The following is a 14828-nucleotide window of genomic DNA, read 5'->3' on the forward strand; positions in this document are numbered from 1 at the left end:
ATCGGCAATCAGTCACTGAATTCGTCACAGGAGCACCGCATGATTCGTCATCTGAAAAAAGGCAAACCGGCTGAGGCCAAGGCCGAACTCAATGCGCAGGTTCGCAGCACCGTCGAGCAAATCATCGCCGACATCGAGCAACGTGGCGAAGCCGCCGTGCGTGAGTATTCGGAAAAGTTCGACCGCTGGAATCCGCCGTCACTGCGCTTGAGCCAGGAACAGATTCAGGCCTGCATCGACAGCCTGTCCGACCAGGCCATCGAAGACATCAAATTCGCTCAGGCGCAGATTCGCCGCTTCGCCCAGATCCAGTTGCTGTCGCTGCGCGATGTCGAAGTGGAAACCCTGCCCGGTGTGGTCCTCGGCCACAAAAACATCCCGGTCAACTCGGTCGGTTGCTATATCCCCGGCGGCAAGTATCCGCTGCTGGCCTCGGCACACATGAGCGTGCTGACCGCCAAGGTCGCCGGGGTCAAACGGGTGATCGCCTGCGCGCCGCCGTTCGATGGTAAGCCGTCAGCGGAAATCATCGCTGCCATGGCCCTGGCCGGCGCCGATGAAATCTACGTGATGGGCGGTGTGCAAGGTGTTGCCGCCATGGCCCTGGGAACCGAAAACATCGCGCCGGTCGACATGATCGTCGGCCCGGGCAACGCCTACGTTGCCGAAGCCAAGCGTCAACTCTATGGCCGCGTGGGTATCGACCTGTTCGCCGGTCCGACCGAAACCATGGTGATCTGCGACGACAGCGTCGACGCCGAACTGGTTGCCGTCGACCTGCTCGGTCAGGCAGAGCATGGACCGACCTCCCCGGCTTTCTGCGTGACCACCAGCGCTCGCATTGCCGAAGAACTGCCGGCGGCCATCGAAAAAGTTCTGGCTCGCCTCGACACCGCACCGGTCGCCAGCGTGGCCTGGCGCGACTATGGCGAAATCATCCTCTGTGACAGCGACGAAGAAATGCTCGCCGAATCCGAGCGCATCTGCTCCGAGCACGTTCAGGTCATGACCCGCGACCCCGACTGGTTCCTAAAGCGCATGACCAACTATGGCGGGCTGTTCCTCGGCCACCGCACCAACGTCTCTTACGGCGACAAGGTGATCGGCACTAACCACACCCTGCCGACCATGGGCGCAGGGCGTTACACCGGTGGTCTGTGGGTCGGCAAGTTCATCAAGACCCACACCTACCAACGCGTGCTGACCGATGAAGCGAGCGTGGCGATTGGCGAAGTCTGCTCGCGGCTGTGTGCCCTCGAGCACTTTTCCGGTCACAAGGAGCAGGCGGACATCCGCGTGCGCCGCCTGAAGAAAAGCGTCTGAGCCGGAGCCACAATGAAAACTCTTGAAGGTAAGGTGGCCGTGGTCACCGGTGCAACCGGTGGCCTGGGCCGTGTGATCTGCAAGGCGCTGGCGCAGGCCGGGGCCAGCGTGGTCGCCGGTTACAACCGCAACGGCGACGCTGCCGAACGTTTGCTCGCCGAACTGCCACAGACGTCGCTCGGGCATCTGGCCTGGCCTGCGGTGGTCACCGACAGCGCTGCGCTGGGCGCACTGGTCGATGAAGTGCAAAACCGTTACGGTCGCTGCGACATCCTCGTCAACTGTGCCGGTACCACGCGCTATGTCGCGCACGCCGATCTGCAGGGGCTGGACGACGCCTTGATCGATTCAATCCTGGCGACCAACGTGCGCGGCCCGATTGCCTGTGTCCGGGCCCTGGCTCCGCTGCTGGCAGCCAGCGGTGACGGTCTGGTGGTCAACATCAGTTCGATTGCCGCGCGCACCGCCATGGGCAGCAACATCGCCTACTGCGCCTCCAAAGCCGCGCTGGACAACCTGACCCAGTCCCTGGCCCGCGCCCTGGCCCCACAGATTCGGGTGGTCTCGGTCGCACCGGGCCTGGCCGACACCGAGTTCGTGCTCGGGCTGGACAGCGCCTGGCGTGACGAACAGGCGGCACGCACGCCGCTGGGACGGCTGGCCTTGCCCGAGGAAGTCGCCGCCGCGGTAGTGGCCCTGGCCACCCACCTGACCTTCACCACCGGCACCATCATCCCTGTGGATGGTGGTCGCCCGCTGAACTGAAAAGGATGACTGTCATGCACGCAGCAACTTCCTGCAGCGGTTTCCCGATCAAGCCGCACCACGGCGGGATCAGCGTCCCGAACCTGGACCAGGCGATTGCCTGGTACGTACAGATGCTCGGCTTCGAGCTGGAAAGCCGCGCCTTCATCGAGCAGATCCCGGCCCACATCGCGTTCATTCGCAGCGGCGACTACCGCATCGAACTGTTTGAACTCGAACATGCCCAGCCACTGCCCGACGATCGCCGCGAGCCACACCTGGACCTGCTCACCCACGGCCACAAGCACCTGTGCTTCGCCGTGCAAGATGCGCCGGCGGCGTTCGCCGAACTGCGCGAAAAAGGCGCCGACATCGTTTTCGAGAACGTCATCGACGGCACGCCCATGGGCTTTCTGCGCGACAACAGCGGCAACCTGCTGGAACTCATTCAATACCCGGCCCTGTGGTCGACCCAAGGAGAACAGCCATGAAACTGGCCACATTGAAAGATGGCAGCCGCGACGGTCGTCTGGCGGTGGTATCCCGCGATCTGTGTCACGCCCTGCTGGCCAGCGGCGTCGCGGCCACAATGCAAGACGCACTGGATGACTGGCAGCGTTGCGAACCCTTGCTGCAAGCGCTGTATCACGCACTCAATGCCGGCAAAGCGACCCAAGTCTTCGCCTTCGAGCCACGCGAGGCCATGGCGCCGTTGCCACGCGCCTACCAGTGGGCCGACGCCTCGTCGTTTCTCAACCACGGCAGCCTGATGGAGCGTGCGTACAATCTGGACATAAAAAAGGATGCCGGCGTCCCTATCATCTACCAGGGTTCGGGCGATGATTTCCTCGGCGCCTGCGATGACTATCCCGTACCGGGTGAAGAACACCAGATCGATTTCGAGGGCGAAGTCGCCGTGGTGCTCGATGATGTGCCAATGGGCGTTCAACCGGCCGCTGCCAATCACCATATAAAGCTGTTGATGCTGCTCAATGACGTCAGCCTGCGCGCCCATTTGTTCAAAGAGGTCAGCATCGGTTTCGGTCCGCTGCGGGCCAAACCCAGTACCGTTTTCGCACCAGTGGCGATTACCCCGGACGAGCTTGGCGAGGCCTGGCACAGCGGCCGGGTGAACTTGCCGATGCGGGTCGAATGCAATGGTCAGCTGTTTGGCGAGCCGAATGGCTCGGAAATGGATTTCAGCTTTCCCGAACTGATCATGCACCTGGCGCGCACCCGCAATCTGCGAGCCGGCACCGTGCTTGGCTCTGGCACCTTCTCCAACCGCAACTACCACGAGGTCGGCTCCGCCTGCCTCGCTGAGCGGCGGGCGATTGAGGTGCTTGAACAAGGCGAAGCGAAGACGCCGTTCCTGAGCTTCGGCGATCGTTTGCGTTTTGAAATGTTCGGCTTCGATGGGCAAAGCCTGTTTGGCGCCATCGATCATCGTTTCGTACCTGCTCTGGAGGCGTGACCATGCATGTCCTGATTACCGGAGCCAATGGGTTTGTCGGCGCTGCGCTAGTCCGCCGACTGCTCGACGATACACAGGCCCTGCCGGGCTGGACCCGGCTGAGTCTGCTCGACCTGGACTTTCCGAATTCGCTGAACGACCCGCGCGTGCATTGCCTGAGCGGCAGCATCGCCGACCCCACACTGTTGGCCGACGCGCTGGAAACGCCGGTCGATGTGCTCTTCCATCTGGCAAGCATTCCCGGTGGGATGGCCGAGCGTAATTATCCGCTGAGCCGCCAGGTCAATCTCGATGCGACCCAGACCCTGTTCGAAGGGCTCAAGGTCCAGGCGCAACCGGCACGTGTGGTATTCGCCAGCACCATCGCCGTGTATGGTTCGCCGCTGCCAGCACAGGTCGATGACAGCACGCCGCTGCAGCCGAAACTCACGTACGCCGCACAGAAACTGATCGGTGAGATTCTGCTTGAAGACTTCAGCCGCCGCGGCTGGATCGATGGTATAAGCCTGCGCCTGCCCGGCATCGTCGCCCGTCCGCCACAACCGTCAGGTCTGCTCTCGGCATTCATGAGCGATGTGTTCTGGAAACTGGCCAAGGGCGAGCGCTTCGAGTGCCCGGTTTCTGCGAAAGCGGTTGCCTGGTGGATGTCGGTAGCGCGTTGTGTCGACAACCTGCTGCATGCCGCCCGCCTGCCGGCTTCGGCCCTGCAGGCTCGACGCTCATTCGCTCTGCCAGTGTTGCGCCTGACCATGGAACAGGTCATCAGCGGTCTCTGCCAGCGCTTCGGTGAAGAGCGTCGGGCGCTGGTCAGTTATCAGCCGGATGCCGGCCTGGAAGCAACCTTCGGCGCCTACCCGCCGTTGATGTCTCCGGCCGCCGAGGCGCTGGGTTTCAAACATGACGGAGATATCGAGCAATTGATCAACAGGACGTTGAACGGCTGATCCAGGCCCGATTTGCGTGCGCAACACCCCCTAATAAAAACAATCAGGAGAGGCCATGAACGCTCCCATCAGTACCACCCAGTCCAAGGCAACGATAGCCACTTATCTGTTGCTGATCATCAACTGCCTGTCGCCGATGGCGGCGATCGTCGTAGCACCGAGCCTGCCGCAAATGCAGGCGCACTTCGCCGATGTGCCCAACGTCGAGTTCCTGATTCCGGTGTCGCTGACTATTCCCGGTCTGCTGGTGGCCCTGCTCAGTCCACTGGTCGGGATGCTCGCCGATCGTTACGGACGCAAGCGTCTGCTGGTGGCCTCGATCGTCGGCTACGGAATCTTCGGCCTGATGCCGATGATGCTCGACTCGCTCTACGCGATCATCGTCAGCCGGATTGCCTTGGGTTGTGTCGAGTCGGTGGTGGTGACCATCAGTACCATGCTGATCGGCGATTACTACAGTGGCCAGCAACGGCAGAAATACCTGGCGCTGCAAACCACCTTCGCTTCGTCATCGGCCATCCTGTTCTTCATGATCGGCGGTGCCCTCGGTGAAATTGGCTGGCGCATGCCCTACGTGGTCTACGCCGTGCCACTGCTGCTGGCGGTGTTCAGCAAGATGCTGTTGTGGGAACCGAAGACCGCGCAGATGGCCGAACAGGAAAGTCAGACCCCACAGTTGGTGACCTTCCGCCCCCTGCTGTTGCTCGGGATCTGCATCGTCACCTTCATCGGCGCCGTGGCCTTCATGGTGCTACAGATCCAGATGGCCTACCTGCTCGGTGCCGTCGGCGAGCACTCGCCACAGACCGCCGGGATTGTCGCGTCGGCCTGTAGCGCGATGATCGTGATCGGCACACTGAGCGTGCATATGTTGACTCGCCTGGGCTTGCGTACACCGCACTGCCTGACCCTGGCCTTCGGCCTGATAGCCGCCAGCTTCCTGCTGATCCCCACCGCGCATAGCTGGCAAGGCATCATGGGCATTGCCCTGATCAACGGCCTGGGTTGCGGCCTAATGTTGCCGACGCTGGTGATCTGGAACATGCGCGAACTGCCTTGGCAGCGCCGAGGTCTGGGAACCGGCATGTGGTACGGCAGCTACTGCCTGGGGATGTTCTTCAGCCCGATTCTGGTGGTCGCCACCAACAAGCTCAGCGGTAGCCTGATCACCACCATCGGCTGGGCCGGCTGGCTGTTGCTGCCAGTGGCGGTACTGGCGATGGCCGCCAGCCTGGTGAAATGCCGGGCGACCAGGAACACGCGCTTGATGGCGTCCAACCTGGAGGACGCTTGATGAGCAAGGGACAACGTCTGGCCGACACGGTGGCGTTGGTCACCGGCATCGGCAGTGGCATCGGTCAATGCTGCACTTCTTGAACTGACCCGCTAGACATCTGGCAATGCTTTTCCCTTCGCACCGACATGCGAGGGGCGGACAAATTCATCCTCAAAAATAAAAATAGAAGAGTGGACCATGAAAAAAAGAGCGATAGCAGGCTGTGCCGTGATGACCTTGCTGACGTCCCTGAATGCCAGCGCAGCGCAGGACGATTCGCTGGCAGCATCCGGGGTCGAAACCCCCAATGAAAAAATCGGCCCACGGGTCTTGAACGTCGAACCGAATGTACCGCCCTCCTCCGGCAAGCTGATGGAGAAACAGGGCGAATGGCTCAACGAGCATGGCATCAGCCCGCATTTGTCGATGACCGAGATCTATCTGCACAACCCCAGTGTCGGCCTCGACACCGGCAACTACGAAGCCCTGACGCTGTTCGCCCTGGGCGCGGATTTCAACCTCGACAAGCTGGTCGGCATCCCGGGAGGCACGCTGCATTTCGAAGAGCTGTATGTGCCTTACACCCATAATCTTGTGTACGGCGGCCAGGTCGGTGATGTCATCGCCGGCAAGCCGGGGCCTTATATCCCCAAGGTCAATCACCTGACGTTGTTCACTTATGAACAGAAACTGCTGGATGACAAGCTGGCCGTCGAGTTTGGCAAAAGCAACGCCGGCAACTATTTCGCCTTGCCGCTATGCAACATGCCGCTGGGTTGCGTCAACGCCATTCTGCAGGACAGTGCCGGGATCAACCCGCCGCCCTACGCCAACTGGGGTGCGCGCATTGGTTATGACCTGAGCCCGGCCTTGCGCGCTCAGGTCGGCGCCTGGCGCAGCAATAACGCCTACCCGTTCACCAACGGCTGGGAGCGGACCGTGGGCGACAGCCCGGGCACCCTGAGCACGGTGTACCTGGCCAACCTGGCCTACCGCACTGATTACCGCATGGAAGCCTATCCGCAGACCTATGAAATTCTCGGTTTCCACAACACTGGCGAACAGACCGACCCCTTCTTCACCGTCAACGGTACCTCCAGGGTCACCGACCCCAGCGCAGCAGCCGCCACCAGCAAAGGCGTGAGCGGATTCTATATGGGCGCGAAGAAAACCTTCTGGCGTCAGGACGGCGGCCAGTCAAAGGATCCCACCCCGACTGCACTGTCGGCCTACGCCAGCGTGACTCACACCCTGGACGAGGACGTGACCAACGGCGTCGGCACCCAGGCCAACGCCGGGGTGATTCTGTCTGCGCCATGGCGCAGCCGACCTTTCGACAGCTATTCGGTCAACCTCAACTGGGCGCAACTGACCAGCCGCGAGCAGCGTTTTCTCGAAGAGGCCCATGCGGCTTCTGGTGGTGGTGATTACCGGCCAGGCCGCAACGAGTTCGGGGCCAGTCTGGATGCCAACTTCGTGCTGACCGACAGCATCGTCATCAGCCCCTTCGTCCTGCGCACCTGGGGCGCCAGCAGCTGGCTCAACCCCTACACCGGCACCAACCCGCGCGACGGCTATGCCACCGGGCTGGTGCTGCATGTGCAGTTCGACGAAATGCTCGGTTTGAATCCCCATCATTGATGTCCAGCGCGGCCGACTGGGTCGCGATTCTGCCCGGAGGGCGTAGGAGCTGACTTGTCTGCGATAAGGGCCGAAGGACCTTCCAGCGATATCGTGTCCAGCCTAGTTGCGACTGCTTCGCAGCCGATCGCAGACAAGTCAGCTCCTACAGTCGATCGGTGCCTGACTTAAAATTTATATTTATTTTTCAACGATTTACAGGTTGTTTGAGGGGCTTCACCGTTTTGAGTGGGTAATCTATTCTCCTCCCCATGAGAGATATTGATTTATATGCCCAAATTCTTGGGCTCCAGGCTCCGTGGAAAGTGGTCGCAGTTAACCTTGACCGTGCGTTGGGGCAAGTCGTTGTCGGCGTTGGAGTATCTGATGCTGCTGCGTTCACCTGTCCGCAATGTGGCCTGCACGCTTCGCGTTATGACAAACGCAAACGTCGTTGGCGGCATCTTGATACGTGTCAGTTCGTGACCATTCTAGAGGCTGAGGTGCCCAGAGTTCATTGCGCCGAGCATGGCGTGGTGACTGTCGAGGTCCCGTGGGCAGACGCTGGTTCAGGTTTCACCTTGATGTTTGAAGCATTGGTGATCAACTGGATCCAGGAAGCCAGTATTCAGGCGGTCTCGCGTCAACTCCAGACAAGCTGGGGCAGCATTGACCGGATCATGGCTCGCGCCGTCAGACGCGGATTGGCGCGTCGAAAACCGTTATCACCGACCCAGATATGTGTGGACGAGACTTCGTTTCAAAAGCGTCGCGAGTACGTCACCGTGGTGACCGACCCCGCAACGGGTCAGGTCTTGCATGTGGAAGACGGCAATCTCACCCAGAGCCTGGAAGCGTTTTATACGAAGCTCAATAGCGACCAGAAGCAAGCTATTACGGGCGTTTCGATGGATATGTGGCCCGCCTTTATCAGCGCGACCCAGCGTCATATTCCGGATGCCATGCACAAAATAGCGTTCGACAAGTTCCATGTGGCCAAGCTGTTGAGTGAGGCGCTGGACAGGGTGCGTCATATGGAGAACCGCGAGTTGCTAAAGGCAGGCTCCACGGTGCTCAAGAACACGAAATACGTCTGGCTTAAGCGGGCCGAAAACATGACCGAGCGGCAACAGGCAACCTTCGAGTCGTTGCGAGAGGGTTCGTTGCGTACAGCCAAAGCTTGGGCGATCAAGGATCTGGCCATGCAGTTGTGGCGAGGTAAGGATCGGGATGAGGTCGAACAACAGTGGAACCACTGGCTGGAATGGGCCTTGAACAGTGGGCTGCCACCGATGTGGAAAGTCGCCAAAACGATCAAGCGACGACTGTGGGGCATCGTCAACGCCATCGTGTTGAACCTGCATAACGGCCATGCAGAAAGCATGAACGCACGCATTCAACGGCTCAAGCAACGCTCTTGCGGGTTTCGAAATCGGGAGCGTTTTCGCAATGCCATTTACTTTCATTTTGGTGGTTTGGATTTATACCCGGAACGTCTCCAAAACTCATAACACCCACTTGATCCGGTGAAGCCCCTTGTTTGATAGGAGTATCAACATGACAGAACAACAGCAACGTCCGGTCGCGCTGATCACCGGTGCCGCCGGCGGCCTTGGCCACGCCTTTGCCCAACGCCTGGCTCGCGAAGGGTTCCGCGTCGCGGTGGTCGACTGTGTCGATGCTGCGCATGTGGTCAAAGCGATCGAGGCCGAAGGCGGCGAAGCGCAAGCCTTTCTCTGCGACTTGCGCATGCCGGAGCAGATCAAGCACCTGACCGCGCAAGTCCTGGAGCATTTCGGCCGCTGCGACGTGCTAGTGAACAATGCCGCGTACATCCCGCTCAAGGGCCTGGACGAAACCACCTTGCTGGAATGGAGCGACACCCAGGCCGTCAACCTCGACGCACCGTTCCTGCTGAGCCAGGCCTTCGTGCCGGGCATGCGTGAACGCGGTTGGGGACGCATCATCAACCTGGCGTCGAGCAATACCGGCCGCCCGCAGAAAGGCTTCATGGCCTACATCGCCGCCAAGATGGGGGTGATCGGCCTGACCCGTGCACTGGCCGCTGAACTGGGCGATCACGGCATCACCGCCAACGCCATTTCACCCGGCCTGATTCGCCATGTCGGGAGTGCGCAGGCCTTGCCAGCAGAGCTGTTCGAAAAGGTCCGCGACAGCCAGCTGATCAAGCGCAATGGCGAACCAGAAGATCTCTGCGGAATTCTGGCCTTCCTCGCTTCGCAGGCGTCCGGCTACATGACCGGTCAGGTATTCAATGTCGATGGCGGCTTTCTGTTCTGAATCCGCCGTATCCATTTACCCACCCACAGCCAGCGCGCCAGAGGTATCCAGCGGCTGGATAGATCGCATGCCTACAAACGATTGGTCCGGACCGCCGGACATTTCTAATCTGACGCTGTTCTGCGCAGCGATCGCGCAGTGGTATGGCTGGAGAGAAGCATCATGCATAACAACAACATCAACGTTGGCGCCCGGCTGCCTGCCTTGGGCGGGGAGTTCTGACATGGCAATCATTGGTATCGATACACTGCTGTACGGCGTGGAAGATGTGCAGAAAGCCACGCAATTTTTCGACGACTTCGGCCTGCCGCGCCTGAGCGCCAGCGAAAACGAAACCCTCTACCGTCTGGATGAAGGCTCGACCGTGATCCTGCGCGGCATCGACCACCCTTCGATCCCCGAATCCGCCTATCAGGGCTTCGGGGTCAAGGAGACCATCTGGGGCGTGGACAACCAGGCCAGCCTGGAGCGCCTGATCGCAGACCTGTCGACGGACCGTGAAGTCCGCCTCGGCGACGATGGTGCCTGGCACTTTCTGTCTGATTGCGGCATGGCCCTGGCCCTGCGCGTATTCACTCGCAAGAAGGTGGTGTACGCCACCGACCCGATCAACTCCTCGGGTAACGTCAATCGGCTCAACCAGCATCGCAAGTGGCGCACCCGGGCCCGGCCCAAGACCATCAACCATGCGGTGTTCGCCGTTGACGATTACTGGAAGACCTTCGTGTTCTTCCGCGATCGGTTGAATTTTCGCCTTTCCGATCACCAGAAAGGTGTCGGCACCTACCTGCGCGCCGACGGTGCCAATGAGCACCACAATACTTTCCTGCTCAACAATCAGGCGCCAGGCGCCGGCGGTATCCCGCGCTTCCACCACACCTGTTTCGGCGTGGAGGATTTCGACGAAGTCATGATCGGCTCCAACTACATGACCAAGCGTGGCTGGAATCACGGCTTCCTGGGCACTGGTCGGCATCGCATCGCGTCAGCGATCTTCTGCTACTTCAACTCCCCCACCGGTGGCGAGGCCGAGTACGGCGCCGACACCGATTACCTGGACGACAACTGGGTACCGCGCGAGTGGGAATTTCGCTTTGGCACCGCGTCCTGGATGAGCAACCCGCCGGCCTTCATGCAGGACGATATCGCCTGGGATGTCACGTTCTACCAGGGCGTTGAACCGGCGATGCGCAGGTCCTGAATCGATCGCAGTCCGCGCCATCAGAACAAGAGGAAATTGCACCATGTTCCAATACTTCGAAACCAATTACGTCTGGAGCCTGGCCGTGGCCGCGGCCCTGGAGATGGGCGGCAAGATCGGCGAGATCGAAGCCATGTGCCGCCCCCTGGCCGACATCGCCCGTCAGGGTGACGACTCAGGCACCGAAGCCTTCCTGAAATCCTGGGAAGCCGGTGGCGACAACCTGGTCGAACTGGCCAATGAAGATCAGGCGGCAGGTCGCCTGCTCAGCGCCGGGGATAAACTCAACCGCGCTGCCGTCTACTTCATCACCGCCGAGCGGATGCAGGCGCACGGCTACGCGCCACGCAAGGCGCTGTATGACAAGTTCCTGAAGACCTTCGCCCAAGGCGTGGAGCTGTCCCGCGAACACTGCCAACGATTCGAGATCCCGTACGCCGGTGCGCATATCGCCGGGCTCTACACCCCGGCCGAAGGCGCTCAAGGTCCGGCGCCTTGCCTGGTGATCATCAACGGGCTGGATAGCACCAAGGAGATGGTCTATCGCGCGGGCTTGTTTCCGGCCCTGTTGGCCAAGCGCGGCATCTCCAGTCTGTTCATCGATCAGCCCGGCACTGGCGAAGCCTTGCGCCTGCATGGCATGACGGCGGTGCCGGAAACCGAGCAGTGGGCGAGCAAGGTCGTCGACTACTTGCAGACCCGCAGCGAGATCGACCCGCAGCGCATTGGTCTTTTGGGTGTCTCTCTCGGCGGCTATTACTGCCCACGGGCAGTGGCTTTCGAACCGCGTTTTGCCCTCGGCGTCGTCTGGGGCGCAAACCACAATTGGGGCGAGATGCAGAAGCGCCGCATGGCCCGCGAAGGCGAACGGCCGGTGCCGCACTACTGGGAGCACGTACGCTGGGTCTGGGGCGCGACCGATATGGACGAGTTCATGCGCATCGCTGAAAACGTCCACCTCAACGGCGTGATGGAGCGCATCAAGGTGCCGTTCCTGGTTAGCCACGGCGAGGCTGACCGGCAAATCCCGCTGGAGTATGCGCACCAGTCATTCGACCAATTGACCAACAGCCCGGACCGCGAGTTGAAGATCTTCACCCCGCGCGAAGGCGGCATCCATCACAGCAGTCTGGATAACACCGCCAATGCCGGTGCGTTCATCGCCGATTGGGTGGCTGAGCGTCTGGGTGGTGTGACACAGTGAGCTGAATCACGATGCGGCTCTCTGAGCCGCACTCGGATTCATTTCAAGGTTAAAGATCGGCGCGCCCACCACGCGCCGCAATGCCGCTAGGCTATCAGCATCCAACTGCCGAGCCCTTCAGCTCTCCTTGACCCACTGCGCAAGCACGCTCGCTTCAGGCTTTTTTGCGAAGACCTTCTGCGGCAGCAGCAGCCAGGCCAACGCCGGTAGCAGGATCAAAGCACCGAGCATGTTCACCAGGAACATGAAGGCCAGGAGGATGCCCATGTCGGCCTGGAACTTGATCGGCGAGAAGGCCCAGGTCGACACCGCGACCGCCAGAGTCATACCGGTCAGCAACACCACCTTGCCGGTGAACAGCAGCGCTTGGTAATAGGCTTGGGCCAGAGTGTCTCCCGCGCGCATCCGGGCCAGGATCACGCTCAATACATACAGCGCGTAGTCGATGCCGATGCCTACGCCGAGTGCGATCACCGGCAGCGTGGCGACTTTCACCCCCATGCCCAGACCGACCATCAGCGCCTCGCACAGAATCGAGGTGAGCATCAGCGGCAGCATGGCGCAGAGCGTCGCGCGCCAGCTACGAAAGGTCACCAGGCATAACAGGCTGACCGCACCGTAGACCCAGAACAACATCTCGTGCATGGACTTCTTCACCACGATATTGGTCGCGGCTTCAATCCCGGCACTACCGGCCGCCAGCATGAACTTGACCTGCGGCAACTGATGCGCCGCGATAAACGTCTCGCTGGCCTCCACCACCCGGTTCAGGGTGTCGGCCTTGTGATCGGCCAAGTAGACGTACAACGACAGCATCGAGCAGCCCTGGTTGAACAAGTCTCGCGGTGCGCGGGTCTGCACCGCGCCCAGCGCGCCGTCATTGGGGATCAGTTCATACCACTTGAAGTTGCCTTCGTTATAACCGGCGGTGGCGATTTTGCTCAGCGCCGCCATGGAGTTGGTCGACTCCACCCCCGGCAGTTGCTCCAGCCGCCAGGCCAGTTCGTCCACCGCGGACAAGCTGGCATAGCGGGTGCACTGATCCTCCGGGGTCTTGACCATCACCACGAAAATATCCGAGCTGGCTGCGTAGTTTTCCGTCATGAACACCGCGTCGCGGTTGTAGCGCGAATCGGCTCGCAGTTCCGGGGCACCTGGGTCGAGATCACCGATTTTCAGGTGCAGGCTCACGGCAAAACCGAACGCCGCCAACAACAGGCCCGCGAGCATCGCGCCGATGGCCCAGCGCCGCTGGGTGAAGAGGTCGAGCACACGCCACAACGGATGCTTGACCTGCGCTTGCAGTTCAGCGGTTTCCGAACTCAGGCTGCGTTGCGCCGCTGCCGGGCTGACACCGATATAACTGAGCAGAATCGGCAGCAGGATCAGGTTGGTGAAGATCAGCACCGCCACGCCGAGGCTGGCAGTGATCGCCAGGTCCTGGATCACCCGGATATTGATCAACAGCAACACCGCGAACCCCACCGCATCACACAGCAGCGCAGTCATCCCGGCGGCGAACAGACGGCGAAAGGTATAACGCGCGGCCACCACCCGATGGGTGCCTCGACCGACATCCTGCATGATGCCGTTCATTTTCTGCGCGCCATGGCTCATGCCGATGGCGAACACCAGAAACGGCACCAGCGCCGAGTAAGGATCCAGCTCGTAGCCCAGACTCGCCAGCAGACCGAGCTGCCAGAGCACCGCCACCAGCGAACAGGTCACCACCGCCAGGGTGCTGCGCACGCAGCGGGTGTAGCCATAGAGCACCACCACGGTCACCAGCACCGCCACCACGAAGAACAGCAGAACCTGGGTCAGCCCCGCGATCAGATCACCGACGATCTTGGTGAAGCCGGTGATATGGATACGCAGTTCGTCTGTCTGGTATTTGTCCCGCAGCGCTTCCAGTTGCCGTGAAAATTCACCGTAGTCCAAGGCTTTGCCGGTCTGCGGATTGGTTTCGAGCAGCGGCACGAAGATCACGCTGGACTTGAGGTTGCCGGCCACCAGTTGACCGATCTCACCGGAGCGCGCGACGTTGGTCCGCACCTGCTCGATGCTGGCTGCCGAACCGTCGTAGGTGTCGGGGATTACGGTGCCGCCGTCCAGACCTTCCTCGGTGACTGCGGTCCAGCGCGTGGTCGGCGTCCATAACGACTTCATGTAAGGCCGATCGACACCCGGCAGCAGGTAGAGCTCGTCGTTGAGCCGGGCCAGGGTGTCGAGGTAGCCCTTGGTGAAGATGCTGCCCTCCTTGACCTCCACCGCGATCCGTAGCGAGTTGCCCAGACCGCTCAACTCGCTCCGATTCTCAAGGAAGTTGGCGACATAGGGATGCCCGGTCGGGATGGTTTTCTCATAGCTGGCATTGATCCCGATGCGCGTGGCTTGCCAACCGAGCGCCAGGGTCACCAGCAGACACAGCAGGATCACCAGCGGGCGATGGTTGAAGATCGCTCGCTCGGCGACGTTGCCCGACGCCTGGTCAAAGTCCTCCAGGCGGCCGATCACGGTTTGGGTTTTGTCGTCTTTCAAGTCTGACTCCTCAAACAATCTGTAAGTCATTGAAAAATAATCATATATTTAACGCCGATCACCTGTAGGAGCTGACTTGCCTGCGAAGACCATTTAGCGCGGTGTGTCAGACATACCTCGCCGCATGGTCTTCGCAGACAAGTCAGCTCCTACGCCCTTCGGGCAGAATCGAGACCGCGTTTGCTGCGCGATTGCGATAG

The 14828-nt window shown here is 60.8% G+C and carries 12 protein-coding genes; 11 read left to right on the forward strand and 1 reads right to left on the reverse strand.

The annotated features are described in order from the left end of the window. Positions 1-39: 39 nt before the first annotated feature. From hisD to AC1MEE_RS12955, 11 genes are all read left to right on the forward strand, one after another. The gene (gene hisD / locus AC1MEE_RS12905; RefSeq protein WP_480415713.1) at positions 40-1323 is read left to right on the forward strand and encodes a histidinol dehydrogenase; all 1284 of its coding nucleotides are present in this window, start codon (positions 40-42) and stop codon (positions 1321-1323) included. A gap of 12 nt (positions 1324-1335) precedes the next feature. Beyond that, positions 1336-2088 carry an SDR family NAD(P)-dependent oxidoreductase gene (locus AC1MEE_RS12910; protein ID WP_480415714.1) on the forward strand — a complete coding sequence of 251 codons (753 nt, stop codon included), beginning with the start codon at positions 1336-1338 and terminating at the stop codon, positions 2086-2088. 14 nt (positions 2089-2102) lie between these two features. After that, a complete protein-coding gene (locus tag AC1MEE_RS12915; protein WP_480415715.1) occupies positions 2103-2558 on the forward strand; it encodes a VOC family protein in 456 nt (151 codons plus the stop codon). Then, positions 2555-3541 (forward strand): fumarylacetoacetate hydrolase family protein, encoded by a 987-nt coding sequence (locus AC1MEE_RS12920; protein WP_480415716.1) that lies wholly within the window; start codon positions 2555-2557, stop codon positions 3539-3541. Before AC1MEE_RS12915 ends, AC1MEE_RS12920 begins: the two co-directional genes overlap by 4 nt. A gap of 2 nt (positions 3542-3543) precedes the next feature. Beyond that, positions 3544-4485, forward strand: coding sequence for an NAD-dependent epimerase/dehydratase family protein (locus AC1MEE_RS12925; RefSeq protein WP_480415717.1), 942 nt, complete (start codon positions 3544-3546; stop codon positions 4483-4485). A 55-nt stretch (positions 4486-4540) separates the two neighbouring features. Next, entirely contained in the window at positions 4541-5779 is a 1239-nt protein-coding gene (locus AC1MEE_RS12930) for an MFS transporter (protein ID WP_480415718.1), read from the forward strand. Positions 5780-5959: 180 nt separating this feature from the next. Further along, the gene (locus AC1MEE_RS12935; protein ID WP_480415719.1) at positions 5960-7402 is read left to right on the forward strand and encodes a carbohydrate porin; all 1443 of its coding nucleotides are present in this window, start codon (positions 5960-5962) and stop codon (positions 7400-7402) included. Positions 7403-7653: 251 nt separating this feature from the next. Then, positions 7654-8892 carry an ISL3 family transposase gene (locus AC1MEE_RS12940; RefSeq protein WP_480410596.1) on the forward strand — a complete coding sequence of 413 codons (1239 nt, stop codon included), beginning with the start codon at positions 7654-7656 and terminating at the stop codon, positions 8890-8892. A 46-nt stretch (positions 8893-8938) separates the two neighbouring features. After that, positions 8939-9682, forward strand: a complete 744-nt coding sequence (locus AC1MEE_RS12945; protein ID WP_480415720.1) for an SDR family NAD(P)-dependent oxidoreductase — start codon at positions 8939-8941, stop codon at positions 9680-9682. 223 nt (positions 9683-9905) lie between these two features. Then, entirely contained in the window at positions 9906-10883 is a 978-nt protein-coding gene (locus AC1MEE_RS12950; protein ID WP_480415721.1) for a VOC family protein, read from the forward strand. A 43-nt stretch (positions 10884-10926) separates the two neighbouring features. Beyond that, on the forward strand, positions 10927-12087 hold the full coding sequence (locus AC1MEE_RS12955; protein ID WP_480415722.1) for an alpha/beta hydrolase family protein: 1161 nt from the start codon (positions 10927-10929) through the stop codon (positions 12085-12087). A gap of 117 nt (positions 12088-12204) precedes the next feature. Here AC1MEE_RS12955 and AC1MEE_RS12960 read toward each other — a convergent pair whose 3' ends face one another. Beyond that, complete coding sequence (locus AC1MEE_RS12960) at positions 12205-14628, reverse strand: efflux RND transporter permease subunit (protein WP_480415723.1); 2424 nt, start codon at positions 14626-14628, stop codon at positions 12205-12207. Positions 14629-14828: the final 200 nt, after the last annotated feature.

This window comes from Pseudomonas sp. ASL3 (assembly GCF_056680425.1).

Bases quoted from the DNA above. Each gene is read 5' to 3' on its own strand.
- AC1MEE_RS12930 (WP_480415718.1), top strand. From the start codon at position 4,541: ATGAACGCTCCCATCAGTACCACCCAGTCCAAGGCAACGATAGCCACT.
- AC1MEE_RS12935 (WP_480415719.1), top strand. From the start codon at position 5,960: ATGAAAAAAAGAGCGATAGCAGGCTGTGCCGTGATGACCTTGCTGACG.
- AC1MEE_RS12940 (WP_480410596.1), top strand. From the start codon at position 7,654: ATGAGAGATATTGATTTATATGCCCAAATTCTTGGGCTCCAGGCTCCG.
- AC1MEE_RS12915 (WP_480415715.1), top strand. From the start codon at position 2,103: ATGCACGCAGCAACTTCCTGCAGCGGTTTCCCGATCAAGCCGCACCAC.
- AC1MEE_RS12950 (WP_480415721.1), top strand. From the start codon at position 9,906: ATGGCAATCATTGGTATCGATACACTGCTGTACGGCGTGGAAGATGTG.
- AC1MEE_RS12945 (WP_480415720.1), top strand. From the start codon at position 8,939: ATGACAGAACAACAGCAACGTCCGGTCGCGCTGATCACCGGTGCCGCC.
- hisD (WP_480415713.1), top strand. From the start codon at position 40: ATGATTCGTCATCTGAAAAAAGGCAAACCGGCTGAGGCCAAGGCCGAA.
- AC1MEE_RS12955 (WP_480415722.1), top strand. From the start codon at position 10,927: ATGTTCCAATACTTCGAAACCAATTACGTCTGGAGCCTGGCCGTGGCC.
- AC1MEE_RS12920 (WP_480415716.1), top strand. From the start codon at position 2,555: ATGAAACTGGCCACATTGAAAGATGGCAGCCGCGACGGTCGTCTGGCG.
- AC1MEE_RS12925 (WP_480415717.1), top strand. From the start codon at position 3,544: ATGCATGTCCTGATTACCGGAGCCAATGGGTTTGTCGGCGCTGCGCTA.
- AC1MEE_RS12910 (WP_480415714.1), top strand. From the start codon at position 1,336: ATGAAAACTCTTGAAGGTAAGGTGGCCGTGGTCACCGGTGCAACCGGT.